Below are 26,057 nucleotides of genomic sequence, written 5' to 3'. Positions count from 1 at the left end.
CCGCAGTCATGTCCTTCCTTTCCTCGACGGTGCGTCAACGACATTAGAAACAAGGGAACATGGCTTCAAATGCATAGTGGTGATGCATAAGATGCACGCCGTGCATGCGAAGCTGGATTTGAACCTGCTCATTGCCCTCGACGCCTTGCTGGAGGAGTGCTCCGTCACCGCCGCCGCTGCCCGTCTCGCTGTTTCCGAGCCGGCGATGAGCCGCACCCTGGGGCGCATACGCAAAGTCGTCGAGGACCCCGTCCTGGTCCGCGCAGGCCATGCCATGCAGCCCACTCCGCGGGCTGTGGCAATGCGTGCGGAAGTACGCGCCTTGGTGCAGCGCGCCCACGCGGTGCTCGCCCCTGCCGGCGAGATCGATCTCCGCTCTCTGAGCCGCACCTTCACCATATGCGCCAACGACGCAATGGTCACCTCTGTCGGCGATCACCTGCTCACCTGCGTCGAACAGCAAGCGCCCGGCGTGACGCTGCGCTTCCTCGCAGAGCCGCCCGGCGATCACACCGGTCTACGGGACGGCAGCATCGACCTTCAATTGGGCGTTCTGGGACCGCTCGCTCCAGAAGTGCGCACGGAGTTGCTCATCAGCGACCACACCGTCGTGGTCATGCGTCCCGACCACCCTCTGGCCGAAGGTGAACTCACTGCTGAACGAGTGGCCAAGGCCCGGCACATCGTCACCTCGCGCCGCGGGCGCCTGAGCGGCCCCCTGGACGACGCCCTGGCCGCGCTGGGGCTCAACCGCCGGGCTGCTGTGGTCGCCCCGACGTTCGCCGCCACGCTGCTGATGCTGGCCAACCGACACGACATGATCGGTCTGTTCCCCTGGCGTCAGTACCGCATCAACGTACGCACCCTCGGCCTGATCACCCGAGAACTACCCGTCCCCCTGCCGCCTTTGCAGCTGTCCCTCGCCTGGCATCCGCGCGACGACTCCGACCCGGCTCACCAGTGGCTGCGATCCCGCATCCGTCATTCGGTCGAAGCCATGCTGGAGCCCGACGACGTTCCTGCCGCCCAGCCGCCCCAGACAGCCGTTCGTTGACCGTGTCCCGGGCGGCTGGGCCCGCGTTGGCCGACATCCGTCCTGTCAGGTGCGGTCGCCGAACCACCGGCTCAGGGCCTGCGACAAAGACGGTCGCCCTGGCGTGGTACCGCCGGCGGTGCCGACCCAGGCGATGCACCCGTCCGGTCTGAGCAGCATCGCTTCCAGAGCCTGCAGGTCGGCATACGAGGCCGCCTCCGATCCTCCCGCATCCACGCCGCTGGTGTCCGGGACCACAGCCACCGAGTCCACCTGGGAGGACCAGCCGAGAGGCGGGCTCGTGGTCAGGCTGAGCAACAGGCCGCGGCCGCTGCCCATGAGTTCGGCCACATTCGTCCGCGGCCCAGGCTTGCCGGGGCACGCGTCGCGCAGCCGCACATTCCAGTTGGGGCTCAGTGTGCCAACCAACGGGTGGGGGTCGCCCAAGTCGTAGCGCTCGTCCAGGCCGGTCAGGATGTTCCACAGATGTTCGTTGACGTCGTCGTAACGCATGAGGGAAGCGAACAGCTCGCGCAGCTCGCTGGTGTGCTCATCAGTGCGCATCAATGCGGTTTGAGCTCGCGTACTGTGCATCAATCGTCGCCCGGCGGGCTGCCGTTCGGCGGCGTAGGAGTCCAGGAGGCCTTGCGCCGCCCGGCCCGCGACGGCCGCGGCCAGCTTCCACCCAAGGTTCACCGCATCCAGCAGGCCGACGTTCAACCCCTGAGCGCCGAACGGCGGGTGCACGTGCGCGGCGTCGCCCGCCAGGAATACCCGTCCCCGGCGGTATTCCTTGGCCTGACGTGCGTTGTCGGTGAAACGGGCCGGAGCCTTGACGGACAGCACTTCGACGTCCGCACCGCTGGTACGGCGCATGCTCTCTTGTATCTCCTCCAGTGTCACCGGAGCGTCCTTGTCGGCGGGCGGGCCGTCGAACTCAACGGTGAAGACTCGCTTCACCCCGAGTCCGTAGGCCAGCATCCCTTCTGGGCTACGGTGCCACCCCAGGCGCAGGGCACCCGGATCGGCCAGTTCCACCACCGCCTGGCGGCCCGTGAGGGTGGGACCGGTGCCCTCGAATTCGATACCCAACAGCTTGCGCACGGTGCTGTGTCCACCGTCACAGCCCGCCAGGTAGGAAGCCCGCACCACCTTCTCACCGCGGGGTGTCGCCAACCGCGCGGTCACCCCTTCCGCGTCCTGCTCCAATCCGATGAGTTCATGTTCACGACGGAAGTCCACCCCCAGCCGTCGGGCGTGATCGGCCAGCATCAGCTCCAAGGCGTACTGATTGACCGCCATCCGACGGCGCTGGGAGCCCTTGACGCGGTCCGGCTCCAAATATTCCAGGCCGGCGAAGTGATTGGTGGGCCCCAGCCGAACAGCCGAGGCGGGAAGCCGAGCCGGATCGGGTAGACCGGCCGCGGCCGCCGCCGTCGCAGCCGCCTGGCGGAAGCGCTCCTGCTCCACCGCGGCCAGCCGCTCTCCGAGGCCCCGTCGTTCCAAAGCCTCAACCGCGAGAGGACCCAGGACTCCGGCTTTGATGCTGGTGTCCGCCTCGGGCCTTCGCTCCGCAAGGAGCACGGACGCACCCGCCATGCAAAGTTCGGAGGCCAGCAGTAGCCCTACCGGGCCTCCGCCGACCACTACGACATCGCAGTCAGAACTGATCACCGCGCCACCCTTCCGAGACTCACCCGAATCGCGGACCGGCTGTGCGGGATACGGCGCCACACCGGTCGTCACGAAAAAGGCGGGCTCCCCCGCGGGGGTCAGGGGAGCCCGGGTGCTGTCAGCCACCGAGAATTACGGTAGAGCGGAATTTACGATATAACCAATAACCTCGAAGCATGCAGTTGATGCATCGAACGCATTAACCGAATTACCCGGCATTGCAGAACAGCTTTATGGCATTGGTCAGGCTTTTGTGAGGCGCAGACAAACTCCGGCGCCCGGAGCCGACCGATCGAGCGGCGGCAAGGTCGGCCGCAGGCCCTTGGGGTGCCGGCGACCGACTCGCATCCGAACCGGCGTCATGCCCCCGCACCGTGAAGTGAGGGGCTCGCCCCGTACACCACCGTCACCGGCGCATGGTCGCTCCACCGCTCCGCGTGCGTGGCCGCGCGCTCGACGTGGGCCTTCAGGGCCCGCCCCGCCAGCCCGGGCGTCGCGACGTGGTAGTCGATGCGCCAGCCGGAGTCGTTGTCGAAGGCGCGGCCGCGGTAGGACCACCAGGAGTAGGGGCCGGCGACGTCGGGGTGCTGAGCGCGGACGACGTCCACGTACTCCTCGAAGACCTTGGTGAGCCAGGCGCGCTCCTCGGGGAGGAAGCCGGCGCTCTTGCGGTTGGCCTTCCAGTTCTTGAGGTCGGCCTCCTGGTGGGCGATGTTCCAGTCGCCGCAGACGAGGACCTCGCGGCCGTCCGCCGCGGCGCGGGCCTTCAGGGAGACGAGGTAGGGGAGGAACGCGTCCATGAAGCGCTCCTTCTCGTCCTGGCGCTCGGTGCCGACCTCGCCGGAGGGGAGGTAGAGGCTGGCGACCGTGACGCCCGGGAGGTCGACTTCCAGGTAGCGCCCGCTGCCGTCGAACTCGGCGGAGCCGAAGCCGACCCGGACCGCGTCGGGCTCGCGCCGGGAGTAGACGGAGACGCCGGCCCGGCCCTTGGCCGCGGCGGGGGCGTGGAAGGCGTGCCAGCCCTCGGGGTCGCGCACCTCGTCGGGGAGCTGGTGCGGCTCGGCGCGGACCTCCTGGAGGCAGACGACGTCGGCGCCGGTCGACGCCAGCCACTCCACGAAGCCCTTCTTGGCGGCGGCGCGCAGCCCGTTCACGTTCACGGAAGTCACAGTCAGGGTGAGCATTCCGGCACGATACCGACTTTGCGGGCACCCCTGTCGCCCCCGGTCAGGTGATCGTACGATCACGGGATGCGGATTCTGCCCGTGCCCTTCGACCACCCGGACGCCGTGAAACTCAATGACGAAGTGCAGCTGGAGTACCAGGTGCGCTACGACGACGAGGGCGACCTGACCCCCTTGGAGCCGGCGCACTTCGCCCCGCCGCGTGGCCTATATCTCATCGCGTACGAGGACGACGGCACGCCCGTGGCCACCGGCGGCTGGCGCGCGCAGGAGCGCAACGACGAGGGGTACGCGGACGGCGACGCCGAGCTGAAGCGGATGTACGTGGTGCCGGCCGCGCGGGGACGCGGGCTGGCGCGGCGGATCCTCGCGCTGCTGGAGGAGGACGCGCGGGCGGCGGGCCGGGTGCGGATGGTCCTGGAGACCGGCACGGAGCAGCCGGAGGCCATCGCGCTCTACACGTCGAGCGGTTACGTGCCGGCGGAGCGGAAGTTCGGGCTCTACCGGGAGTACGAGCAGAGCCGCTGCTTCGCCAAGCCGCTGCGGCGCGGGGCCGTCCCCTCGCCCGTCGGGGTCACGGCCGAAGCCTGATCACTCCGGGCCCGGCCCGGAGGGCACCGGACCCCGCACCGCCCCCCGCAGGTCGAGCACCGCCTCCGCCCCACCCTCCGGCCGGTTCGCGAAGGTCAGCGGAGCGCCCAGCACCCGCGCCTGGCCGGCGGCGATCGTCAGCCCGAGGCCGAGGCCCGCGCCGGATTCCGTACGGAAGCGCTGGGGCCCGTGGGCCAGGAGGGGCTCGGGAAAGCCGGGGCCGCCGTCGCGGACGCGGATGATGCCGTCGTCCACCTCGGCGACGACGGGTTCGGCGCCGTGCCGGTAGGCGTTGGTGACGAGGTTGGTCAGTATGCGTTCGACGCGCCGCGCGTCCGTCTCCACCAGGCAGTCGCGCACCACGCGTACCTCCGCCCTCGCGGCGTCGGGCCCGGCCGCGGCGCCGGCGGCGCGGCGGGCGAGGTCGCCGAGGGTGCGGACGTCGGTCTCCACCCGTTCGGCGTCCGCGTCCAGCCGGGCCACCTCCAGGACGTCCTCCATGAGGGTGTGCACCCGCCGGGCCCGCTCCTGGACCATCTCGGCGGGCCGGCCGGGCGGCAGCAGGGCCGCCGCGGCGACCAGCCCGGCGACGGGCGTGCGCAGCTCGTGCGCGATGTTGGCGGTCACCTCGCGCTCGGCCTGGAGCCGGGCGGCGAGCGCGTCGGCCATGGTGTTGACGGCGATGGTCAGCCGGGCGATCTCGTCCTTGCCGCCGCGCGGCCGGAGCCGCGCCGTGAGGTCGCCGTCGGCGATGCGCTCGGCGATGCGGGCGGAGGCGTTCAGCCGGCGCCCGGCGAACGTCGCCAGGCTGACGCCGACGATGCCGGAGAAGGCGGTGCCCAGGCCGCCGGCCGCCCAGAGGACGTCGTCGAGGTCCTCCAGGTTGCGGGTCTCGCGGCGGTAGGGCCGCTTCAGGACGATCATGTCGTCGCCGAGCCGGGTCGCCGCCCACAGCACCGGCTCCCGGCCGCTCCGGTCCAGGTAGGTGGCGCGTTTGCCGTGCTCCGCCGCCTCGCGCAGCGGAGCGGGCATGCCGTCGGGGTTGACGAGGGTGTGCTGCCGGTCGATGCCCGCCGCGTGGTCCTCGACGGCCGCGGTCAGCCGGGACTCGATGGTCTCGCGGGCCGTCTCCAGCTGGTTGACGCCCGTCCGGTGGTGCACGACGAACCCGATGAGGACGGCGACCAGCGCGGCGGTGACGGTGATCGCCGCGCCGATCTTCGTTCGCAGTCCCATGGGTCCAGGCTCCTCGGCGTCCGACGCGGGCGGCTAACGCTCCGGTACGAAGAGCCGCAGATCACGCAGCTCGGTGTGCTGCTCGGGCGGGAGTCCGACGACGAGGACGGAGACCCGGCTGTAGTAGGAGTGACGATCCTGCCCTACGCGTCCGGAGAACCGGACGCGGGCCTCGCGCGGCCGGTCCCCGCAGACCGGCGCGCACCACGGGCCGGTGAGGCCGGAGACCACCCCGGCCGCCTCCGCGACCGGCCCGCCCCAGGTCCGCCAGCGCAGCCGGGTGAGCCGTACGGTCCCGGCGACCTCGAACGTCGCCGGACGGCTCAGCCCGGGCCGGCCCGGGCCCTCGCTGACGTGCACGGGCAGCGCGACCGGGGCCGGCGTCCGCGCCGGACCGCTCACCTTCAGCCCGCCGGGCTCCGCACAGCCGGTGAGCAGCCCGCCGGACAGGCCCGAGGCGAGGAGCGTGAGGATGCCGGAGACGGCCTGGAGTCGTCGCACGGCATTCCTCGGGTACGAGAGGGGCCCTGGGGACGGGGAGGTCCTCGGGGACGGGGAGATCCTCGGGGGCGGAGGGGCCTTCAGGGATAGAGAGGTCTTCGGGGACGGCAGTGGCGAGGGAACGGATCCGCGGCCGGGCAGGGTTCGTGAGCCGACCGGGACGGCCGAGGCCACCGGCAAGCGCAGCAAGCGCCGAACGGAGGACGGACCCCCGCCCCGAAAGAGGCCGTTCGCGGTAAATGTTACTGGTGTGACTGATTCATCCAGGGCACTCTTGACGTTCGGCGGTCGTGGGCTCATAGGATCTCGGCGCTCAAGTGGTCCAGGCCGGTAGCCGCAGCTGCCTCGGAGGTCACTCATGCACATCGCCCGTCGCTCGGTCCTCGGCGCCCTGGCCGGCTCCGCCGCGCTCGGCGCCCTCGGCGCCGCCTCGGCGCAGGGGGAGGCCGCGGCAGCCCCAGGGATCCCGCAACCCCCCGCCGCCCCGCACAGACCCGACATAGAAGACAGACCGGACACGCAAGCCGCTGCCGGAACCAACGGAACCGGCGGAGCCGCCGCCGCGACCCTGGCGCGCCTCCTCCCCCGCCACCACCGCCAGGTCACCTTCCGCACGGTGCCCCGCCGCTCCGGCAACGACGTCTACCGGGTCACCGGCCGGGCCGGCCGCATCCTCGTCGAGGGCAGCACCCCGGCCGTCCAGCTGACCGGGTTCCACCGCTACCTGCGGGACGTCGCCCACGCGCACTTCTCCTGGAGCGGCGAGCGGACCGCCCTGCCCGCCACGCTCCCCGCCGTCCGCGGCGCCGTCGCCGCCGAGGCGAACGTCCGCCACCGCTTCGCGCTCAACGACACCAACGACGGCTACACCGGCCCCTACCGGGACTGGGCCTACTGGGAACGCGAAATCGACGTCCTCGCCCTGCACGGCTACAACGAGGTGCTGGTCTACGCGGGCGCCGACGCGGTCTACCGTCGAACGTTCATCGAACACGGTTACACCGACGCGGAAGTCCGGAATTGGGTTCCCGGCCCCGCCCACCAGCCCTGGTGGCTCATGCAGAACATGAGCGCCTTCGGCGGTCCCGTCTCCCGCGCGCTCCTCGACCGCAGGACCGCCCTGGCTCAGCGCATCACGCGCCGGCTGCGCGAGCTCGGCATCACGCCCGTCCTCCCCGGCTACGCCGGCACGGTCCCGCCCGACTTCACGCGCCGCAACAAGGGCGCCCGCACCGTCCCGCAGGGCGACTGGGCCGGCTTCCCCCGCCCCGACTGGCTCGACCCGCGCAGCAGTCACTTCGCCCGCGTCGCCCGCACGTACTACCGGGTGCAGCAGGAGCTCTACGGCGCCTCGTCGATGTACAAGATCGACCTGCTGCACGAGGGCGGCACCCCCGGTCCCGTCCCCGTCGGCGCCGCCGCCAAGGCCGTCGAGAAGGCGCTGCGCACCGCGCACCCCGACGCCACCTGGGCCATCCTCGGCTGGCAGACCAACCCGCGGAGGGAAATCCTCGACGCCGTCGACCGCTCCAAGATGCTCGTCCTCGACGGCATCGCGGACCACTACCCGCGTGTCACCGACCGCGAGAAGGACTGGGGCGGCACGCCGTACGCCTTCGGCACCATCTGGAACTTCGGCGGGCACACGGCGATGGGCGCCAACACCCGGGACTGGGTCTCCCTCTTCCACCAGTGGCGCACCAAGAAGGGCAGCGCCCTGCGCGGCATCGCGCTGATGCCCGAGGCGGCCGACAACAACCCCGCCGCGTTCGCCCTCTTCTCCGACCTGGCCTGGGCCAAGGGGCGGGTGGACCTGGAGGACTGGTTCGCGCGCTGGTCCGTCCAGCGGTACGGCGCCGCCGACCCGAACGCCCGCCGCGCCTGGGACGTCCTGCGCCGCACCGCCTACGGCACCACCCGCGCCGACGGCTGGAGCGAGGCGGCCGACGGCCTCTTCGGCGCCCGCCCGGACCTGGCCGTCAACCGCGCCGCCGCCTGGTCCCCACGGCAGCTGCGCTACGACGCGGCCGCCTTCGACGAGGCCCTGCCCGCGCTGCTCGCCGTCGCCCCGGCGCTGCGCGGCAGTTCGGCGTACCGGTACGACCTGACGGACGTCGCCCGGCAGTGCGCCGCCAACCGCAGCCGGCTGCTGCTGCCCCGGATCAAGGCGGCGTACGACGCGGGGGACCGGACCCGCTTCCGGGCGCTGACCCGGCAGTGGCTGGACTGGATGGCCCTCCTGGAGGAGACCGTCGCCACCAGCGAGCGCCACCTGCTCGGCCGCTGGATCGCCGAGGCCCGCGCCTGGGGCGCCACGGCCGCCGAACGCGACCGGCTGGAGCACGACGCCGTCTCCCTGCTCACCGTCTGGGGCCCGCGCGCCTCGGCGGACGGCGGCAAGCTGCACGACTACGCGAACCGCGAGTGGGCGGGGCTGGTCGGCGGCCTCTACCGGCTGCGCTGGACGACGTACTTCACCGAGCTGGAGGCGGCGCTCACGGCGCGCCGTAAGCCCAAGCCCATCGACTGGTACGCGCTGGAGGACCGCTGGACGCGCAAGCGTCCCGCGTACCCGGCGAAGCCGTCGGGGGACATCGTGGCGGTGGCGAGGAAGGTGGCGACGCGACTTGTATAACCCGTCCGGCGATTGAAGACGAGCGGCGAAGCCGCGAAAAAGGGGGGTCTGGGGGCACAGCCCCCAGGAAACGGCGAATGGGGTCCCCCCTCTGGGGGAGGGGCCGGGGCACACACCCCCCGGCCCCACCCGGGTCACCCCTTGGACCCGGCCAGCTTCCACTCCCGGTGCAGCCCCGGCAGCGGCAGCTTCCGCTCGAACACCGGCGTACCGAAGATCCGCAGCTGGAGCTGGAGCGCCCCGTTGAGGTCGACGCCCCCGAACGCGCCCCACTTCCCCTTCAGCGACTTCTTCCCGTCGCTCGACGCCTTGGCGGTGACCTCGCCCTCGGCCCGCAGGTACGGCGCGAGGTCACCCGTCACGCCGACCGTGCCGTACAGGCCGACGGACGCCTCCGCGCCCAGCGCGGCCCGCACCCGGCCGCCGGCCGCCACGGTGGCGCGCACCGGGGAGCCCTTCATGGCGGCCTTGCTGACGGGGGCCCAGCCCTTGGCCCTGCTGTACGAGCCGCCGACCCGGAAGTCGCCCTTGACGTCCTGCTTCACGTCGACGGATATCTTGCCGTCGGCGTCCACCTGGAGGTAGCAGGTGAGGTCGGCGTTGACCACGACCGGGACGGGCCCGACCTGGACGACGGGCGCGGCGTGCAGCTTGGCGAACGGCAGGCGCAGCGGCTTGCCCTCCGTCGACGCGGCGGCCTGTCCCTTCAGCCGCCACTCCGCCGACCAGTCGCCGGCCAGGGCGAGGGAGGCGGTACCGGGCGCGCGGCCGTCGGTGCCGCGGCCGTCGTACGAGAAGTCGACCTCGGGGGCGAGCTGCACGAAGCCGTCGACGGACGCCTTGGCCGAGGCGGGCGCGCCCTTCGCGGTGGCGACGGCGGCGTTCACGTCCACGCGCAGGTTGCCCAGCGGCAGCTTGGCGCCCTGCGGGCCGAAGCGGAGGTTGCCGCGCTTGGCCCAGGACACCTTGACGCCGGGGACGAGCGGCTTGACCGCGACGGCGGACGGGTCGACGGCCACGGTGCCGTCGGCCTTGGCATCGCCGAGGAGCGCGGGGAGGGTGGCGGGCGCGGTGCGCACCTCCAGGCCCCTGTCCGTCGCCCCGACCACCTTCGTCACCTTGGCCAGGACGCCGTTCGGGGCGCCGGGCGTGGGCGCGCTGGCGAAGACGTCGCCGACGGCGACGGTCTTCGCGGGGGCGGCCGGGCCGGTGCCGGGCTTGCCGCTCGGCTTCACACCCGGCTTGTCGGCCGGCTTGTCACCGTTCCTGCCGCCCGGCTTCGCGCCGGAGACGCCGGTGACGCCGGAGATGACGGCGCGTCCGGTCGTCCGGTCGTAGGAGGCCACCTTGAGCGAGGACGTACGCGCCCGCTGCTGCCGGGGGGCCGCCGACGGGCGGTCCTCCGTCGGCGCGCCGGGTGCGACGGCGGCGGCGCGCGCGCCCAGGGGGGCCGCGGCGACCGCGAGCTCCTGCTGTGCGGGGGCGGCCGGCGCGGTGGCGGCGGGCGCCGCGGCCCGGTCGTCCGGCTTGTCGGCGGCCTCGGAGCCGGACGACGAACAGCCCGCCACGGCGAGGGACACGGCGGTCAGGGCAGGGAAGAGCACTCTTTTGTGGCGCTTGCGCAATTCGGATCCTCGGGGACGTGCCGCGCGACAGCGGGACAAACAGCGTTTACTCACTGGTAAGGAATCGCATGATCCTGTCATGCACGCCGCGACCCGAGGATCCGTCGGACGGCGTTCGCCGGATGATCTACGTCACAAACGACCACGGTCCGGCCTTGGCCCGGCCTTGGTCCGGACCACGCACGAACGTTCCGTCACACGGCCCGGTACACCGACACCAGACAGGAGACGGCGACGGGAAGCGGCAGCGTCAACCCCTCCAGCCGGGCCCGCAGTTCGTCCGCCGTCACATGCCGCGCACTGGGCCCCATCAGCACCAGGTTCATCACGTCCTCCGCCGACAGGACGACGGTGTGCTCGTGCGTCTCCGCGCCGACGGCCCGGAACCGGTCGCCGAGCGTCCGCCGCAGCCGGTCCTCCTTGTCCGCGTCCACCGCGAGCAGCCCCAGGCTCTCGCGCAGCCCGGCCAGGTGGCGGGCGGTCGGCGTGACGACCACGAGCGCGCCGCCGGGCCGCAGCACCCGGTGGAACTCCCCGCCGTTGCGCGGCGCGAAGACGTTCAGCACGACGTCCACGGACCCGTCGCGCACCGGCAGCGGGCGCCAGACGTCCCAGGTCGCCGCCCACGCCCGGGGGTGCGCCCGGGCGGCCTGCCGCAGCGCGTACTTGGACGCGTCGAGCCCCAGGCCGACGGCGTCCGGGAGCGCGTCCAGCACGGCGGCGAGGTAGTAACCGGTGCCGGCACCGGCGTCGAGCAGCGTGCCGCCGCCGTTCGGGCAGAGCGGTGCCACGGCCCCGGCCAGGGCTCCGGCCAGCGGCGCGTAGTGCCCGGCCCCCAGGAACGCCGTCCGGGCCCGCACCATGTCGGCCGTGTCGGCACTGCCGGCTCGCATGTTGCCGGTCAGCAGCCCGACGTACCCCTGGCGGGCGACGTCGAACGAGTGCCGCCCCGCGCAGCGCACGGAACCGTCGGCCAGGTCCAGCCGCTCACCGCAGTGCGGGCAGGTCAGGACGGAGAGGAGGCGGAGCCGCGCCTCGGGCGCGACGGGAAGGGCGGGCATGCGTGGTCCTCCGCGGCACGGGCCGCGTGTCAGCGGTGAGCGGTCGGGATCGTCGGCGGCCCGGGCCGGTGCCTCGGGCGTGATCCCGCCTCAGCGAAAGACGTCCGCACAGACATCCGCGCAGACGTACGTACAGCGGGAGAACACCATGGTCACGAGGCTAACACGCGGCCCCACGCCCCCCGGTGGACCGCGCGCGCCCGCCCGGGGCGCGCGGCACCGGGACAGGGCGGAGCCCGGCGGGAACCGGTCCCGCCGGGCTCCGCCCCGCGCTCACGCGGCCTTCGTCAGGGCCTCGATCGTCGTTCCCCGCTGCTCGGCCCACGTCTCCAGGACCGTGCGGCACGCGTGGTCCAGATGGCGCAGCTGGGACAGGTCGAGCTCGACGGGCCGGTCCTCCGGGAGCGCCTCCAGCGTCTCCAGCATCCGGGGCAGCCGGAGGAACGTCGCGTTGCCGCTGGCCGTGACCGTGAGCCGGCCCTCCACCGTCTCCCGCACGTCGAGGTGGATCTGCGACGTCTCCCAGGCGGCCTTCACGACCGCCAGCAGCAGTCCGATGAGCACGCCCTCGAACATGTTGGTGACGATGATGGCGACGGCGGTGACCGCCAGCACCACCGCCTCGCCCCGGTGCTGCCGCCAGAGCGGCACGATCTGCTTGATCGGGACGAGCTTGCAGCCGGCGTGGACGAGGACGCCCGCCAGGGCGGCCAGCGGGATGATCCCGACCGCGGCCGGCAGCAGCGCGGAGAACAGCAGTAGCCACGCGCCGTGCAGGATGCGCGCGGTCTTGGTGCGCGCCCCCGCCTGGACGTTGGCCGAACTCCGCACGATCACGGCGGTCATGGGCAGGGCGCCCAGGATGCCGCAGACCGTGTTGCCGACGCCCTGGGCCATCAGCTCCTTGTCGTACTCGGTCCGCGGACCGTCGTGCATCCGGTCCACCGCCGCCGCGCTGAACAGGCTCTCCGCCGAGGCGATCAGGGCGAAGGCGAGGATGGTGGTGAGCGCCGCCACGCTGCCCAGCTCGCCGAAGTCGCCCGCGCCGGGCGGCTGGACGGCCTCGATGATGCCCTGGACCTCGACATTGGCGACGGACAGCCCGGCCAGGGCGCAGACGGTCGTGGCGAGGGCCACTGCCACGAGAGGCGCGGGCACCATCTGTGCCCTGGCCGGGAGCTTCTTCCACAGGACGAGGACGGCGATCGTGCCCGCGCCCACCAGGAAGGGGGTCAGGGCGTCGGCGTCCGTCGCCACCGTGCCGATCAGGTCCGGGATCCCGGTGATCTTGGCGACGCCGGAGCGCGGCTGCTTGACCTCGGCCATGGTGTAGAGCTGGCCGAAGAGCAGGACGAGCCCGATGCCGGCGAGCATGCCCTGCACGACCGCCACGGACACGGCCCGGAAGAGCCGGCCGAAGTGCAGGGCGCCCAGGATGATCTGAAGCAGGCCGGTGGCCAGGACGATGGCGCCGAGGGCGCCGAGGCCGAACTCGTGGACCGCCTCGAAGACGAGCACGGTGAGCCCGGCGGCCGGGCCGCTGACCTGGAGGGAGCTGCCCGGCAGGCAGCCCACGACCAGGCCGCCGACGATCCCGGTGATCAGACCGAGTTCGGCGGGCACCCCGGAGGCGACGGCCACCCCCACGCACAGGGGGAGGGCCACAAGGAAGACGACGAGTGAGGCCAGGAAGTCCTGCCTCAGGACGGCTGGGTCCTTCAGGTTCTTGGGGTACTTGAGGGTTGAGAACATGACTGCGGGTTCCTCGCGCTGTGAGGGGGACGGGGCCGATGGTCGCCCGAGCGGTGGGCGAACGCGCGTGTCACAGCAGGTGGAACCGCCCGTCGGACCGGTGCTCCCTGACCGCACCGGTGTGCACTTCGTAGTACCAGGCGTGCAGCCCGATCCGCCCGTCGGCGAGGCGCTCGGCGACGCACGGGTGGCAGCGCAGCCGTTCCAGCTGCTCGATCGCGTGCCGCTGCACCGGTTCGGCCAGGTCGGGCGTGCCGGCCTCCACCGGCTCGTTCCACGGCCAGGCGACCGTCCGCTCCAGCCAGCCCCGCACGGCCGGCACGGCGGACAGGTCGTCGCCGCTGACGAGCGCCTGCACGGCGCCGCAGTGCGAGTGGCCGCAGACCACGATGTCGCGCACTCCCAGCACGCGGACCGCGTACTCGATGGTCGCCGTCTCGCTGGTGGGGTGGTCGCCGCAGTACGAGGGGACGATGTTCCCCGCGGTGCGCAGCTCGAACAGCTCGCCGGGGCGGGCGCCGGTGATCAGCGACGGCACCACGCGCGAGTCGGAGCAGGTGATGAAGAGGACTTCCGGTCGTTGACCGGCCTCCAGGACGCGGAACTCGTCGGCTCGCTCGGCCACGTGGGTGGCGAAGGACCGGGCGTTGGCTATCAAGGACCTCATGGTGGCCTTTCTCCTGCGTCCCGCCGTTTCCGGGCAGGGCGCGGTGTGTTCAAGGTCAGCACTGGGGTGTCGGACGCCGGCGGACCCGTCGGGGGACCGCCGGCACGTGCCGCGTCACCGTCGACGCGGAAAGGCTCGGAAGAGCCGGGAACAGCTCGTAACAGCTCGGAGCAGCTCGGAAAGCGGGAGTGAGGCAGGGGCACGGCGCACACCCCTGACCGGTCGGACGACCGGGCTACCGCCTGGACCCCGCCGCCGTGGTACGGCGGCAGGAGCGGACGGTGAGGCTGCCGGGCAGCGGTACCGATCGAATGGCGGTCCTGTCGTGGACCCGTCGTTCCATCAGCACATACTCCCCCGAGTACCGTGGACCATCGGTCGTGTGGTCACCGCGCCGTGTGCGCGGAGGCGTCGTCGACAGCCGGCCGGTCAGGCGGCTGTAGCAGCCCTTGGCCTCCACGCTACCCGCTGCGTCTGGTCAAAAGATAGCCAAATCCTGGCCCAGCAAAGGTAATTGGCGCTCGACGCCAAGCAGTGCTACGGGGGCGCACGACTGCGGCGCGAGGGTCGGCCGCGCGCCCCTCAGACGGACGCCCCGCCCCGCCCCGCCGGCGCCGCGGCCTCCTCCAGCGCGGCGATCTCCGCCAGCGCCATGCCCATCCCCTCGTGCAGGAAGCGCACGACGGTCCAGTGCGGCAGGGCGCCCTCGTCGAACGGGCCGAACTCCCGGCAGTACAGCGGGATCCAGCGCAGCGCCTCCTCCAGCGCCTGTTCGCGGCCCGGTTCCTCCTGGTAGTCCTCGTAGGAGATGCTGCGGTGGTGGACGAAGTAGCGCCCGGGCAGCCGCTCCTCGCACAACTCCCGGTACTCGCGGGTCTGGAGGATCAGGTAGTGCCAGATCTCGTCGATCTCCTGCTCGACCGGCAGGAAGAGCCCGGCGAGCCGCTCCCGGTGGCGCGAGACGAGGTACAGGTAGCGCAGGCATTCGAGGACTTGGCGCTCCGCGAAGTCCGGCCCCGCCTCCGTCCGCGCGGCGGCGTACGCCACCACCTCCGCGTACAACCCTTCGCCCAGCAGGGCCCTGAGGTCGTCGGCGGTCACGTGCGGCTGTGCGGTCATGGTCATTCCGTCCGTAGGGTTCAGCGGTCCTCGGCGAGCCAGGCGTACTTACCGGACCTGCCGATCGGCAGGTGCTCCCGGTGCGCCACCCGGCAGCGCAGGCCGGTGAGTTCGCGTACGCCGTCGGCGAGTTCCCCTGCCGCGGCGGCGTCGACGGGTGCTCCGTCGAACGTCGTGTACAGCAGTACGGCGTCCAGCTCGCCCGCCGTCCGCAACTGGTGCAGGAAGACCCGCGAGGAGGCCGCGGCGACCCGGTCGTCCAGGTCCGCCTGGGACACCAGCCGGCCCGCCCCCGTCCTGAACAGCTCCTTCTCCCTGCCGCAGAACCGGGTGATGCGGGCGGGATCCGGCGAGCCGTCCTCGGTGCGGACACAGTCGCCGGAGCGGTAACGCACCAGCGGCATATGGGGATTGCGCACACTGGTGACGATGAGGCTGTGGATGTCGCTGCCGGGCGCGACCGGAATCAGCTCCACGCTCATCTCGTCGAGATACGGGTGGTACGCGCCGTGCCGGTCGCTGTAGAAGAGGTAGCCCAGTTCGGTGCTGCCGAAGAGGTCGACGACCGGGCAGTCGAAGTGCTCGCGGAGGTACCGTCGGACGTTCATCGGCGTGTATTCGTAGGCGTGCACGATGCTGTCAGGCCGGGGAAAACGGTCCCACAGCTTCCAGCGGTCCGCCTTCTCGGCGAGGTGCGCCAGATGAGGACCGGAACAGTCGAGGTGGTACCGGCCCCGCGGATGCGCGTCCCGGACCGTGCGCATCTCCTCCAGCATGCGTTCCACTTCGCCCCGCTCCCACAGCCCGGGGTCGAGCCGGAGGTTGAGGTAGAGCGTTCGCTCGTCGAGCCACCGCTCGTCGAGCGAGGGTTCCGCGTCCGGTTCCGCTCCGCGTTTCGCGGCGTTGACGCGGGCGACGTGCTCGGTGGCCAGCACGGTGGTCAGGGAGACGCGCCGGCAGCCGTCCCGCCAGGTGTCCGAGATGTCGGGGTGCTCACTCCACAGCCGGTAGTAGGACTTCAGCAGGAAGTACGGCGGCCGGATGATCTGCATGCGCGCGTGGTTGGTGCCCGTGGAGAGCACGAATTCGGCCTCGCCCGAGGCGAGCGCCTCGGCCAGTTCCGGCGTCATCCAGTTGTCCGGGAATCCCCGGGCGATGTCCGCCTTCTCCAGCACGGGGAAATACCCCCGCTCGGCCGACTCCCGGTACAGGGGAATCCGTTCGACGCGGGCGACGACATCCGCCGTCGGCTGTCCGTCCATGGACGATCTCATCGGCTGGGCACCCTCGCTCGCTGGGACGTCGTTCGCCGGGCGCCGCTTCCCGGAAGGCCGATGCCCTCCGGGAAGCGGCCGCGGGTCAGGAGATGCAGCCGGACTTGTAGGAGATACAGCCCTGCTTGGGGGTCGCGCTGATGCAGCCGTCCTTGGCGGACGCCTGGGCGGAGTTGGCCGCCACCCACCGCTGCCAGACCTCGTCCTGCGCCATCTTCTCGATCAGCTTTTCCATGGAGTCCTCCTGGAGAAAGTGCGGGGAAGGGGTGGTTCACACGCCGGTGCGGCGGGCGTCAAAAGTAAAGGGCATGCCAAAGGAGTGTCAACGAAACCCCATGTAACGAGAAAGCGAACAAGCCACCCCGGGGCCGGGATGGCTTGATCACTACGACCGGTGGACGGCAGGCCGCCGCCCCGACGGCTACCGCTTGCGGACGTACTTCCTGACGAGCGTTCCGTTGCCGAAGACGCGCACCGACTCCAGCGTGAAGTCGGCCACCCGGAAGCCCGAGCCGAACATCGGCATGCCGGAACCGTAGATCTGCGGATAGGTCTTGATGACGAGTTCATCCACCTCGTCCGCGAGTTCGCCGGCGATCTCCGAACCACCGCAGAGCCAGACGTCCTTCTCGCCCTCCTCCGCCTTGAGCGCGCGGACGGCGGCGACGAGGTCCCCGGACAGCAGCGTCACGTTCGGGTCGGGCGACTCCGTGAGCGTCCGGCTGGCGACGTACTCGCGCAGATGCCCGTACGGGCTGGGGAACCCCGCGTCCAGGCCGAGCTGGTAACTCCCCCGCCCCTGCACGACGGTGTCGAACCGCCGGTTCTCCAGCCACTCCAGCCCCAGGAGGCGGCGCCCCTCGGCGGAGATGGTCTCGGGGTACTCGGTCTTGAGGTATTCCAGGAACTCCTCGTCGACGTAGGCGTACATGGAGGACGCGTCACCACTCGGGTCGCCGATGAACCCGTCGATCGAGCAGGCGACGAAGTAGGTGAGCTTGCGCAAGGGGCCCTCGTTTCGATGGACGGCTCGGGTCTCCGGCGAACGGGCCGCCGGGTGGCGCCCTGACGGGCTGACCACTCCGCACATAGTGCTTCATGTGTAGTGGTAGCGCAAGCCCCTTCCGGAGACTCCTTCCGGAGACCCACCGCCCGCTCGGGCCTGCCGGTGGCCCCCTCCGAGTCGTTCGCCCCGTCCCGCCCGAACGCCCGGGGACCGCCGCGGGAGCCACCAGGGACACCGAGGGAGCCGAAATGCCGCGCCCGCTTCCCCCTTTTCCACGACCGGAAACCGGAACCGGCGAAGACGCCTCCAGAGGGCCTGCCGACACGGATATCCCGGAGCACTCACACGGAATTCCCTCCCCTCCATACCCGTATGGGAACGCACCGATCGTTCAAGTGCTGCGGCGACCGGACCCGTGTTTTCCAAGACATCGCGGAGTCGCTGCGGCACCGCCGCCCCCAAGGCGCCCACGCGACGGCGCGAGCGCCCCGCGAAGGCCCCCGGCACCACCTACCGCCTGCGCCTACGCGCGTGCCCGGCCCATCGTTCGCGGTGCCCCCGGCGGATGGCGGCACCCGTGTGGCCTACATCGGAACAGTTCCTTCGACACGTTCGAAGCCGCACAGGCGACGCCATTCACCCCTGAATTCCCAGGGCCCGACACGAATTCGGAGGTGATCATTCATGCCCCGTACAACCGATGTCGTAGATCCTTTACCCGCCCCGCCTCTCCGCAGTTGAACCCACCGCTTTCCAGCCTCCCCCTCCCCCACTAGCATCCGCGAAGGCACGCCAGAAAAGCAGATTTCGAAAATTCCGAGATGAGGGTGAAATGGCGGCACCGCTGGTCAACGCAGACGCCCTGGTCAAGACCGACCGATCCCGGCTCATCCACCCGCACCTGCCCGGTGCCGCCGCCGATCGGATCATCATGGTGGAGGGGTCCGGCTGCCGGTTACGCGACGCGCACGGCCGCGAGTACCTCGACGCCACCGGCGGCCTCATGCTCGCGCACGTCGGACACGGGCGGCGCGAGATGGTGGAGGCCGCCGCCGGACAGATGGGGAAGCTGGAGTACTTCAGCAGCTTCCACGAGTTCTCCAACGAACCCTCCATCCAGCTGGCCGACCGGCTCATCGGCCTGGCACCCGCCGCGATGGACCGGGTGTACTTCACGAGCGGCGGCGCCGAGGCGGTCGACGCCGCGCTGCGGATGGCCCGGCTCTACCACCACCGGCGCGGCCAGGGCGAGCGGACGTGGGTCCTCGCCCGCCACCTCGGGTACCACGGGGTCACCTACGGCGGCGGCGCGGCCACCGGAATGCCCATGTTCCACCAGGGTTTCGGCCCCATGATGCCGAACGTCCGGCACCTGACGCCGCCGCTGCCCTTCCACCCGGAGATGTACGACGGCGAGGACGTCACCGAGTACTGCCTGCGCGAACTGCGCGAGACGATCGAGGAGATCGGCGCGGAGAACATCGCGGTGATGATCGGGGAGCCGATCCTCGGCGTGGCCGGCGTGGTCGAACCGCCCGCCGACTACTGGCCGCGGGTCCGCGAACTGCTGTCCGCCCACGGCATCCTCCTCATCCTCGACGAGGTCATCACGGCGTTCGGCAGGACCGGCCACTGGTTCGTCTCCGAACGGCTTGGCGTCACACCCGACTTCATCGTCACCGCCAAGGGCCTGACCTCCGGCTACTTCCCGATGGGCGCGCTCCTGGTCGCCGACCACGTCGTCGATGTCGTCACCCGCGACGAGGGCGTCGTCGGCGGGTACACCTACAGCGGCCACGCGACCGGCTGCGCGGTGGCCCTGCGGAACCTCGACATCCTGGAGCACGAGAACCTCCTCGCCGCCGCCACCGGGATCGGCGACCACCTCGGCGACCGGCTGCGCCGCCTGGAGGAACTGCCCTTCGTCGGCCAGGTACGGCAGTTCGGCCTCATGCTCGGCATCGAGCTGACCCAGGACCCGGACACCGGCGAACCGCTGTCGGCGGAGTGGGTGCCGCCGCTGGTCCGCGAGCGCGCCGGAGTCATCGTCCGCAACAACCCGAACACCGTTCTGCTCAGCCCGCCCCTGGTGATGAGCCGCGAGGAGGCCGACCGGGTCGTGGACGCGGTCTCCGACGTCCTCACCGAGTACGCCGCCAAGCCGCGCGGCCGCAGGAGCGCCGCCGCCCCGGCGCCGTCCGTCCTCGACACGCCCTGGGACCGTCCGCCGTCCATGCCGGACCTGCTCGCCGCCGCCATGGACTGGCACTTCGGCCCCAAGACCGGTTCCCGCTTCTGGCTGGAGCGGGCCAGGACCCTCGACTTCGACCCGCGGAAGGACGTCCGCACCGAAGCCGACCTCGCCCTGTTCCCCAACGTCGTCGACGAGTTGCGCGACGCCCGCGTGGAGGACCTCGTCCCGCGGGGGTACGGGGACGGGCCGATCCCGCTGGACATCTTCGAGAGCGGCGGGACGACCGGCGCGCCCAAGCGCGTCGTCTGGCTTCCCGACCTCCACGAGCGGCTGACCTCGTGGCACTCCTCGGTCCTGGACGACCGCGGCGTCCCGCGCGGGGTCAACTGGCTGACGATCGGCCCGAGCGGACCGCATCTCTTCGCCCCCACCAGCCGCACGCTGGCGCACCTGCGGGGCGGCGTCCCGTTCACCATCGACCTCGACCCGCGGTGGGTGAAGAAGTGCGTCGCCGAGGGCCGGGCGGAGGAGACCAAGCGGTACCTGGCGCACATCCTCGACCAGGTCGGGGCGATCCTGCGGAGCCAGGACGTCGGCGTCGTCTTCACCACGCCCCCGCTGCTGGAGGCGATGGCCGGCGACGAGGAGTTGTCGGAGCTCATCAACCGGAAGGTCCGCACCCTCATCTGGGGCGGCTCCTCCATGAACCTCGACACCCGCGCCCTGCTCCGCGCCGAGGTGTTCCCCGACGCCCAGCTGCTGGGCTTCTACGGAAGCACCATGGTCGGCGGCGGCATGTACGAGCGGGCCGGCCTCGCCGACGACGAGCCGTCCACCTTCGACCCGCCGCACCCGTTCATCAGCCTGCGGGTCGTCGACCCGGACACCGGGAAGCCGGTGCCGTACGGCGAGCGCGGCCAGGTGGTCATGAACCACATCAGCCGCAGCATGCTGCTCCCCAACAACCTCGAACGCGACACCGCGCTCCGCAGGCCCGCCGCCGAGCACTCCGGCGGCGACGCCGTCGCCGACATCCAGCCGGTCCGGACGTTCGACGGCACCACCGTCATCGAGGGGGTGTACTGAGATGGCCTTGCTCCGTCTCGACGCCCTCGGCCCCGGCGGCCCCTACCGGACGCAGGCGAAGGAGGTGATCCGCGACGTCTCCGGACGTCCGGTCGCGGAGCTGAGCATGGTGCCGCGGCTGTACGTACGGCGCGCCCTGGCGGCCCTGCGACGGGCGGAGGCGCTCCCGCCGGACGAACGGACGGCGGCCCTGGCGGAGGCGGCCCGGCTCTTCGCCACCGGCACGATCGACGGGCTGTCCGTCGAACGGTACGAGCACGCCGTCGCCCGGGTCAGCGGCCTGCCCCTGTCGGTCGTCCGGCAGACCACCGGCACCCTGGCGACGGGCCTGGCCGGCGCGTACGGCTTCGCCTGCCAGGCCCGGCCGCGCGGCAGCCGGGACGCGTCGACCGCCGCCGGCACCGCACGGTGGATCCGGCGCGGCGACGTGCTGTCCGCCCTCGTCGCCGGCAACCACCCCGGCGTCCACAGCCAGTGGGTGGAGGCGCTGGCCCTCGGCTACCGCCTCGCCGTACGGCCCTCCCGGCGCGAACCGCTGAGCGCGCACCGGCTGGTCACCGCCCTGCACGAGGCCGGTTTCGGCACCGACCACGTCGTGCTCCTGCCCACCGACCACAGCACCGCCGACGAGCTGGTCGCCGGCGGCGACCTGGCCATCGTCTACGGCGACGACACCGTGCTGGACAAGTACCGGTCCGCCACGACCGTCCTCCCGCACGGGCCGGGCCGGGTCAAGATCCTCGTCACCGCCGACACCGACTACACCCGGCACCTCGACACCATCGTCGACTCGATCGCCGCGCAGGCCGGCGCCGCGTGCGTGAACGCCACCGCCGTCTTCGTCGAGGGGGACCCGGCACCGCTGGCCGAAGCCATCGCGGGCCGCCTGGCCACCCTGCCGTCCCTGCCCCCGGAACATGCGGAAGCGGCCCTACCGGTCCGCCCCCTGGACGAGGCCCGCAACCTGGAGAAGTACGTGCACTCCGAGGCCGCAGGGGCCACGGCGCGGCTCGGCGGCGACACCATCGCCGCCGACCTCGGCGACGGCTCCGCGGTGCTGCGCCCGGCGGTGTTCCAGGTGGACCGCGCCGACGCCCCGCAGACGCGCCTGGAGATGCCGTTCCCGTGCGTGTGGATCGCGCCGTGGAGCCGGTCGGACGGCCTGGCCCCGCTGCGCGACACCCTCACCCTCACCGCGCTCACGTCCGACCGCGACCTGGTGACCCGCCTCCTGGACGAGCCCACCATCCGCAACCTCCACGTCGGCGACCACCCGACGCACATCCTCACCCCGGGCCTGCCCCACGACGGCTACCTCGGCGAGTTCCTCATGCGCAGCAAGACCTTCACCACCACGGAGCCCGCCACGATCTGACGCCCCCGCAAACGCCGAGATCCCGCCCGGCCTTTCGGCCGGACGGGATCTCGTGTGACTGCTCCGGAACAGTCGTGTTGTGGACCTGAGGGGATTTGAACCCCTGACCCCCTCGATGCGAACGAGGTGCGCTACCGGACTGCGCCACAGGCCCTTGCAACGAGTGAAACTCTAGCACCCCGACCGGCTGAGAAGAAAATCGCCCTTCGTTCACCCTCCCGCGGCTGACCAGCGCGGGGGCTTCCGAAGGGCGGCCGGGTCACTCGTTGGCGGCGCGGGGGCGCTCGTCGTCCGCGTACTGGTCGAAGAGCGGGGTGCGGCCGCGCTCGCGGGGACGGCGGCGGGGGCGGGCGCCCCGGCGGTCGTCGGCCTGCTTGCGGTCGGGGGTGGGGCCGGCGGTGCTGGAGCGGGCGGCGCTCCAGGTGTCCGGGGTGCCGAGGTCGGCGGAGGCGCCGGCGCGGGGGGCGACGGGGGCGGTGACGTAGGTGGGCAGCGGGACGGGCACGGGCTCCCAGCCGTCGCCCTCGGTGCCGCGGTCGCGCTGCTGGTCCACCCACTCCGCGTGGTCGGTCTGCTCGACCAGGGCACGGCGGCCCGCACTGGGCGAGGGCGCCGACGCGGCGGCCGGGGCGATCTCGGGCTCAGCCGCGGCGGCGGGGGCCGGACGGCGGACGGTGTCCGCGGGGGCGGGGGCGGCGACGGTCGTGGGGTCCGCCGCCTGCTGAGGGCGCGGGCGGCCCTCGCGGAGCCGCTGCGCGGCCAGTTCGGCCCGGCGCTGGTCCATGACGAAGGCGAACCGCCGCCGCTCCTGGACGCGCAGGTAGCAGATGTACGAGCTGAGGAGCACCGCCGGGACGCCGGGGGCCCACAGGAAGGCGATGCCGCCGACGGCCGCGACGACCGCGCCGAGGGTGAAGGCGAGGAAGAGGAGGACGGTGGTGCGGCGGCGGCGCGCGAGGACCTTGGAGCGGCGGGCGCGTTCGGCCGGCGTGGGGGCCGCCCGGTCGGGCGCGGTCCGGTCGGGCGCGGGCATGCCGGAGGGCCGGGCGGCGACCGCTGCCGCGGGCGCCGCGTCCGGCTCCTGGGGACGCGCCGTCGGGGCGTCCGCCTCCGCGCCGGGTGCCGACGCGTCCGGTGCCTCCGCGTCGGCGGAGGCGCCGGCGCGTTCGAGCTCCTTGGCGTAACGGCGCTCCATCCCCGCCCGTCCGGACAGCAGCCGGATGGCGGTGCTGAAGCGTTCCGTCGGACGAGCTTCATTGAGCTCGTCCTGCCTACGGAGCCACATCGGCACCAAGTAGGCGGCCCAGGCCCCGACGATGACTGCGTAGATCAGGCCGCTGCTGCTCACACTGCACACGGTAGAGGGGTCCGCTCGGCGGATTCCGCCAATTGGCGCGGTGTGTCGCACGAACCGGCTGATATCTCGAACTTTTTTTGTGATTGTTGGGTTCGAAACCGAACATCGACCGTCATTCGACAGTGAAATTCGAACACTTATTTTATTTTGTGAGGCGGGACCGGTGCCACCGGCTCACCAGCCCGTCCACCGCCTCCTCCGCGGTGAGCGCGTAGACCAGGTGGTCCCGCCAGGCCCCGTCGATGTGCAGGTACCGCGGGCGCAGCCCCTCCTCGCGGAAGCCGAGCTTCTCCACGACCCGGCGGCTGGGCGCGTTCTCCGGGCGGATGCACACCTCGACGCGGTGCAGGCCGAGGGTGCGGAAACAGTGGTCGCTCGCCAGCGCCACGGCGGTCGGCATGACGCCCCGGCCGGCCACGGCCTCGTCCACCCAGTAGCCGACGTGCGCCGAGCACATCGACCCCCAGGTGATGCCCGCCACCGTCAACTGGCCGGACAGCCGCCCCTGGTACTCGATGACGAAGGGCAGCATGCGGCCCGCGTGCGCCTCGGACCGCAGGTGACGGACCATCTGCCGGTAGGTGGGGCGCCGGGCCGGCGGGCCGCCGGGCGGGGGCGGCGGGACGGTGGCCTCCCAGGGGCGCAGCCAGTCCCGGTTGCGCCGGTTGACCTCGCGCCAGGCGCGGTGGTCGCGCATGCGGATGGGACGGAGCAGGACGTCCCCGTCCCGGAGCGCCACCGGCCACATGGTCATGCCGGGGTCCGGGGCGCGGGTCCGGGGTGGTCACCGCCGTGCAGCTGGTCCACGGCGTGCGCGAGCAGCCGGCCGAGGACGGCCAGGCCGTCCCGTACCCCGCCCGTCGAACCGGGAAGGTTGACGATCAGGGTGCGCCCGGCGACGCCGGCCAGGCCGCGGGAGAGCGCGGCCGTCGGCACCTTGGCGAGCCCCTCGGCGCGGACGGCCTCGGCGATGCCGGGCACCTCGTAGTCCAGGACGGCCCGGGTGGCCTCGGGGGTGCGGTCGGTGGGCGAGATGCCGGTGCCGCCGGTGGTCACCACCACGTCGTACCCCTCGGCGACGGCCGTGCGCAACGCGGCCTCGACCGGGTCGCCGTCGGGCACCACCACCGGGCCGTCGACCGTGCAGCCGAGCTCGGTCAGGCCCGTGACCAGCAGCGGGCCGCCGCGGTCGGGGTAGACGCCGGCGGCGGCGCGGTTGGAGGCGGTGACGACCAGGGCTCTCACAGGGGTGTCGGCCAGGGCTCTCGCGGGGGTGTCCAGCGCTCTCGCCGGAACGTCCGGGGCGCTCACGGGCGCCGCCAGTCGCCGGACTTCCCGCCGGACTTCTCCTCCACCCGGACGTCCGTGATGACGGCGGCCTTGTCGACCGCCTTGACCATGTCGACGACGGTGAGGGCGGCCGTGGTGACGGCGGTCAGGGCCTCCATCTCGACACCGGTGCGACCGGTGGTGCGGACGGTGGCGGTGATCTCGATGGCGTCGTCGCCCACCGCGAGGTCGATGGTGACGCCCGAGAGGGCCAGCGGGTGGCACAGCGGGATGATCTCCGGGGTGCGCTTGGCGCCCATGATCCCGGCGATCCGGGCGGTGGCCAGGACATCGCCCTTGGGCAGGCCCTCGCCGCGCAGCAGCTCCACCACGCGCGGCGCGACCAGCACCCGTCCGCTCGCCCGCGCGGTGCGGGCGGTGACGTCCTTGGCCGTGATGTCGACCATGCGCGCCGCGCCCGCGTCGTCGAGGTGGGTCAGCCGGGCGGGTGGGGGCTGGGTGCTGCTCATCGTTCTCCCGGTCCAAAGGCCAAGGCCAGCTCTGCTGGAGTGGGGTGCCACCGTACCCGGAGCCGGCGGTGGTCAGTCGAGAAGGATGACGTCCACCTCGGCGCCCGCCGGGACGGAGGTGGTCTCCTCGGGGACGACGATCAGCGCGTCGGCCCGCGCGAGCGCCCCCACCAGGTGCGATCCCGCGCCCCCGACGGGGGTGACCCGCCCGTCCGCGTACCGGCCGCGCAGGTACTGGCGGCGGCCCTTCGGCGACGGGCCGACGGGCTCGGCGCACTCGGCGCGGACGACGGGGCGCTCCGGCGGTTCGAGACCCATCATGGCGCGGAGGGCGGGCCGGACGAAGACCTCGAAGGAGACGTAGGCGCTGACGGGGTTGCCCGGGAGGGCGAAGAGGGGGATGCGGCCGGGCCCGAGCCGGCCGAAGCCCTGCGGCTTGCCGGGCTGCATGGCCAGCCGGCGGAACTCGACGCGGCCCTCGTCGCCGGTGAGCCCGGTGAGCGCCGCCTTGACGACGTCGTAGGCGCCGACGCTGACGCCGCCGCTGGTGACGATGGCGTCGGCGCGGACGATCTGGTCCTCCAGAGTGGCGCGCAGCGTCGCGGCGTCGTCCTCGACCGCGCCGACGCGGTAGGCGAGGGCGCCGGCGTCGCGGGCGCAGGCGGCGAGGAGGTAGCTGTTCGAGTCGTGGATGCGGCCGGGGGCGAGCTCGGTGCCGGGCGGGACGAGTTCGCTGCCGGTGGAGAGGACGACGACGCGGGGGCGCGGGCGGACGGTCACGGTGCCGCGGCCGATCGCGGCCAGCAGCCCGAGCTGGGCGGGGCCGAGGACGGTGCCGGCGGCGAGCGCGAGGTCGCCGGCGGCGACGTCGCTGCCGCGGGCGCGGAC

22 protein-coding genes and 1 tRNA gene are annotated in these 26,057 nt (G+C 72.3%); 5 read left to right on the top strand and 18 right to left on the bottom strand.

What is annotated here, in order from left to right:
• The first annotated feature begins 91 nt into the window (after nt 1–91).
• On the top strand, nt 92–1,054 hold the full coding sequence (locus tag JNW98_RS19990) for a LysR family transcriptional regulator (protein WP_223769634.1): 963 nt from the start codon (nt 92–94) through the stop codon (nt 1,052–1,054).
• Between the two features lie 45 nt (nt 1,055–1,099).
• Here JNW98_RS19990 and JNW98_RS19985 read toward each other — a convergent pair whose 3' ends face one another.
• Together JNW98_RS19985 and JNW98_RS19980 are read right to left on the bottom strand one after the other, a co-directional pair.
• On the bottom strand, nt 1,100–2,833 hold the full coding sequence (locus tag JNW98_RS19985) for an FAD-dependent oxidoreductase (RefSeq protein ID WP_223769624.1): 1,734 nt from the start codon (nt 2,831–2,833) through the stop codon (nt 1,100–1,102).
• A gap of 233 nt (nt 2,834–3,066) precedes the next feature.
• Complete coding sequence (locus JNW98_RS19980) at nt 3,067–3,891, bottom strand: exodeoxyribonuclease III (protein ID WP_223769623.1); 825 nt, start codon at nt 3,889–3,891, stop codon at nt 3,067–3,069.
• A 66-nt stretch (nt 3,892–3,957) separates the two neighbouring features.
• Between JNW98_RS19980 and JNW98_RS19975 the strand changes: the two genes are divergently transcribed.
• Complete coding sequence (locus tag JNW98_RS19975; RefSeq protein WP_223769622.1) at nt 3,958–4,482, top strand: GNAT family N-acetyltransferase; 525 nt, start codon at nt 3,958–3,960, stop codon at nt 4,480–4,482.
• Here JNW98_RS19975 and JNW98_RS19970 read toward each other — a convergent pair whose 3' ends face one another.
• Both JNW98_RS19970 and JNW98_RS19965 read right to left on the bottom strand, forming a co-directional pair.
• Complete coding sequence (locus JNW98_RS19970; protein ID WP_223769621.1) at nt 4,483–5,718, bottom strand: ATP-binding protein; 1,236 nt, start codon at nt 5,716–5,718, stop codon at nt 4,483–4,485. It lies immediately after the preceding gene.
• A 33-nt stretch (nt 5,719–5,751) separates the two neighbouring features.
• Nucleotides 5,752–6,219, bottom strand: coding sequence for a hypothetical protein (locus JNW98_RS19965; protein ID WP_223769620.1), 468 nt, complete (start codon nt 6,217–6,219; stop codon nt 5,752–5,754).
• 358 nt (nt 6,220–6,577) lie between these two features.
• Between JNW98_RS19965 and JNW98_RS19960 the strand changes: the two genes are divergently transcribed.
• Nucleotides 6,578–8,854, top strand: coding sequence for an alpha-N-acetylglucosaminidase (locus tag JNW98_RS19960; RefSeq protein ID WP_223769619.1), 2,277 nt, complete (start codon nt 6,578–6,580; stop codon nt 8,852–8,854).
• A gap of 134 nt (nt 8,855–8,988) precedes the next feature.
• On the opposite strand, the gene JNW98_RS19955 is transcribed toward JNW98_RS19960, so the two are convergent.
• From JNW98_RS19955 to JNW98_RS19920, 8 genes are all read right to left on the bottom strand, one after another.
• A complete protein-coding gene (locus JNW98_RS19955; protein WP_223769618.1) occupies nt 8,989–10,479 on the bottom strand; it encodes a hypothetical protein in 1,491 nt (496 codons plus the stop codon).
• Nucleotides 10,480–10,673: 194 nt separating this feature from the next.
• Complete coding sequence (locus JNW98_RS19950; RefSeq protein WP_223769617.1) at nt 10,674–11,540, bottom strand: putative RNA methyltransferase; 867 nt, start codon at nt 11,538–11,540, stop codon at nt 10,674–10,676.
• 273 nt (nt 11,541–11,813) lie between these two features.
• Nucleotides 11,814–13,292, bottom strand: coding sequence for a SulP family inorganic anion transporter (locus JNW98_RS19945; protein ID WP_223769616.1), 1,479 nt, complete (start codon nt 13,290–13,292; stop codon nt 11,814–11,816).
• 70 nt (nt 13,293–13,362) lie between these two features.
• On the bottom strand, nt 13,363–13,959 hold the full coding sequence (locus JNW98_RS19940; protein WP_223769615.1) for a carbonic anhydrase: 597 nt from the start codon (nt 13,957–13,959) through the stop codon (nt 13,363–13,365).
• Nucleotides 13,960–14,541: 582 nt separating this feature from the next.
• Nucleotides 14,542–15,078 carry a glycine-rich domain-containing protein gene (locus JNW98_RS19935; protein ID WP_223769614.1) on the bottom strand — a complete coding sequence of 179 codons (537 nt, stop codon included), beginning with the start codon at nt 15,076–15,078 and terminating at the stop codon, nt 14,542–14,544.
• A gap of 20 nt (nt 15,079–15,098) precedes the next feature.
• Nucleotides 15,099–16,340, bottom strand: coding sequence for a phenylacetate--CoA ligase family protein (locus JNW98_RS19930; protein WP_223769613.1), 1,242 nt, complete (start codon nt 16,338–16,340; stop codon nt 15,099–15,101).
• 97 nt (nt 16,341–16,437) lie between these two features.
• A complete protein-coding gene (locus tag JNW98_RS19925) occupies nt 16,438–16,587 on the bottom strand; it encodes a hypothetical protein (protein ID WP_223769612.1) in 150 nt (49 codons plus the stop codon).
• 186 nt (nt 16,588–16,773) lie between these two features.
• Entirely contained in the window at nt 16,774–17,358 is a 585-nt protein-coding gene (locus JNW98_RS19920) for a dihydrofolate reductase family protein (protein ID WP_223769611.1), read from the bottom strand.
• An 832-nt stretch (nt 17,359–18,190) separates the two neighbouring features.
• Here JNW98_RS19920 and JNW98_RS36655 point away from each other — a divergent pair.
• Both JNW98_RS36655 and JNW98_RS19905 read left to right on the top strand, forming a co-directional pair.
• Nucleotides 18,191–20,638, top strand: a complete 2,448-nt coding sequence (locus JNW98_RS36655; RefSeq protein ID WP_308015636.1) for an aminotransferase class III-fold pyridoxal phosphate-dependent enzyme — start codon at nt 18,191–18,193, stop codon at nt 20,636–20,638.
• Between the two features lies 1 nt (nt 20,639).
• Nucleotides 20,640–22,013, top strand: a complete 1,374-nt coding sequence (locus tag JNW98_RS19905) for an aldehyde dehydrogenase family protein (RefSeq protein WP_223769610.1) — start codon at nt 20,640–20,642, stop codon at nt 22,011–22,013.
• Nucleotides 22,014–22,093: 80 nt separating this feature from the next.
• Here JNW98_RS19905 and JNW98_RS19900 read toward each other — a convergent pair.
• From JNW98_RS19900 to JNW98_RS19875, 6 genes are all read right to left on the bottom strand, one after another.
• A tRNA-Ala gene (locus tag JNW98_RS19900) sits at nt 22,094–22,167 on the bottom strand.
• Between the two features lie 105 nt (nt 22,168–22,272).
• Nucleotides 22,273–23,361 (bottom strand): divisome protein SepX/GlpR, encoded by a 1,089-nt coding sequence (gene sepX / locus JNW98_RS19895; protein WP_223769609.1) that lies wholly within the window; start codon nt 23,359–23,361, stop codon nt 22,273–22,275.
• Nucleotides 23,362–23,512: 151 nt separating this feature from the next.
• Complete coding sequence (locus JNW98_RS19890; RefSeq protein ID WP_223769608.1) at nt 23,513–24,124, bottom strand: GNAT family N-acetyltransferase; 612 nt, start codon at nt 24,122–24,124, stop codon at nt 23,513–23,515.
• A complete protein-coding gene (locus tag JNW98_RS19885; protein ID WP_223769632.1) occupies nt 24,121–24,651 on the bottom strand; it encodes a MogA/MoaB family molybdenum cofactor biosynthesis protein in 531 nt (176 codons plus the stop codon). Before JNW98_RS19885 ends, JNW98_RS19890 begins: the two co-directional genes overlap by 4 nt.
• Nucleotides 24,652–24,677: 26 nt before the next feature.
• Nucleotides 24,678–25,169, bottom strand: coding sequence for a cyclic pyranopterin monophosphate synthase MoaC (gene moaC / locus JNW98_RS19880; protein WP_223769607.1), 492 nt, complete (start codon nt 25,167–25,169; stop codon nt 24,678–24,680).
• Between the two features lie 72 nt (nt 25,170–25,241).
• The coding region (locus JNW98_RS19875; RefSeq protein ID WP_223769606.1) for a molybdopterin molybdotransferase MoeA at nt 25,242–26,057 on the bottom strand (816 nt) is incomplete at its 5' end.

Origin of the sequence: Streptomyces huiliensis, assembly GCF_020037025.1 — a bacterium.
GTDB classification, from domain to species: domain Bacteria; phylum Actinomycetota; class Actinomycetes; order Streptomycetales; family Streptomycetaceae; genus Streptomyces; species Streptomyces huiliensis.
This window is presented reverse-complemented; position numbering and strand designations above follow the sequence as displayed.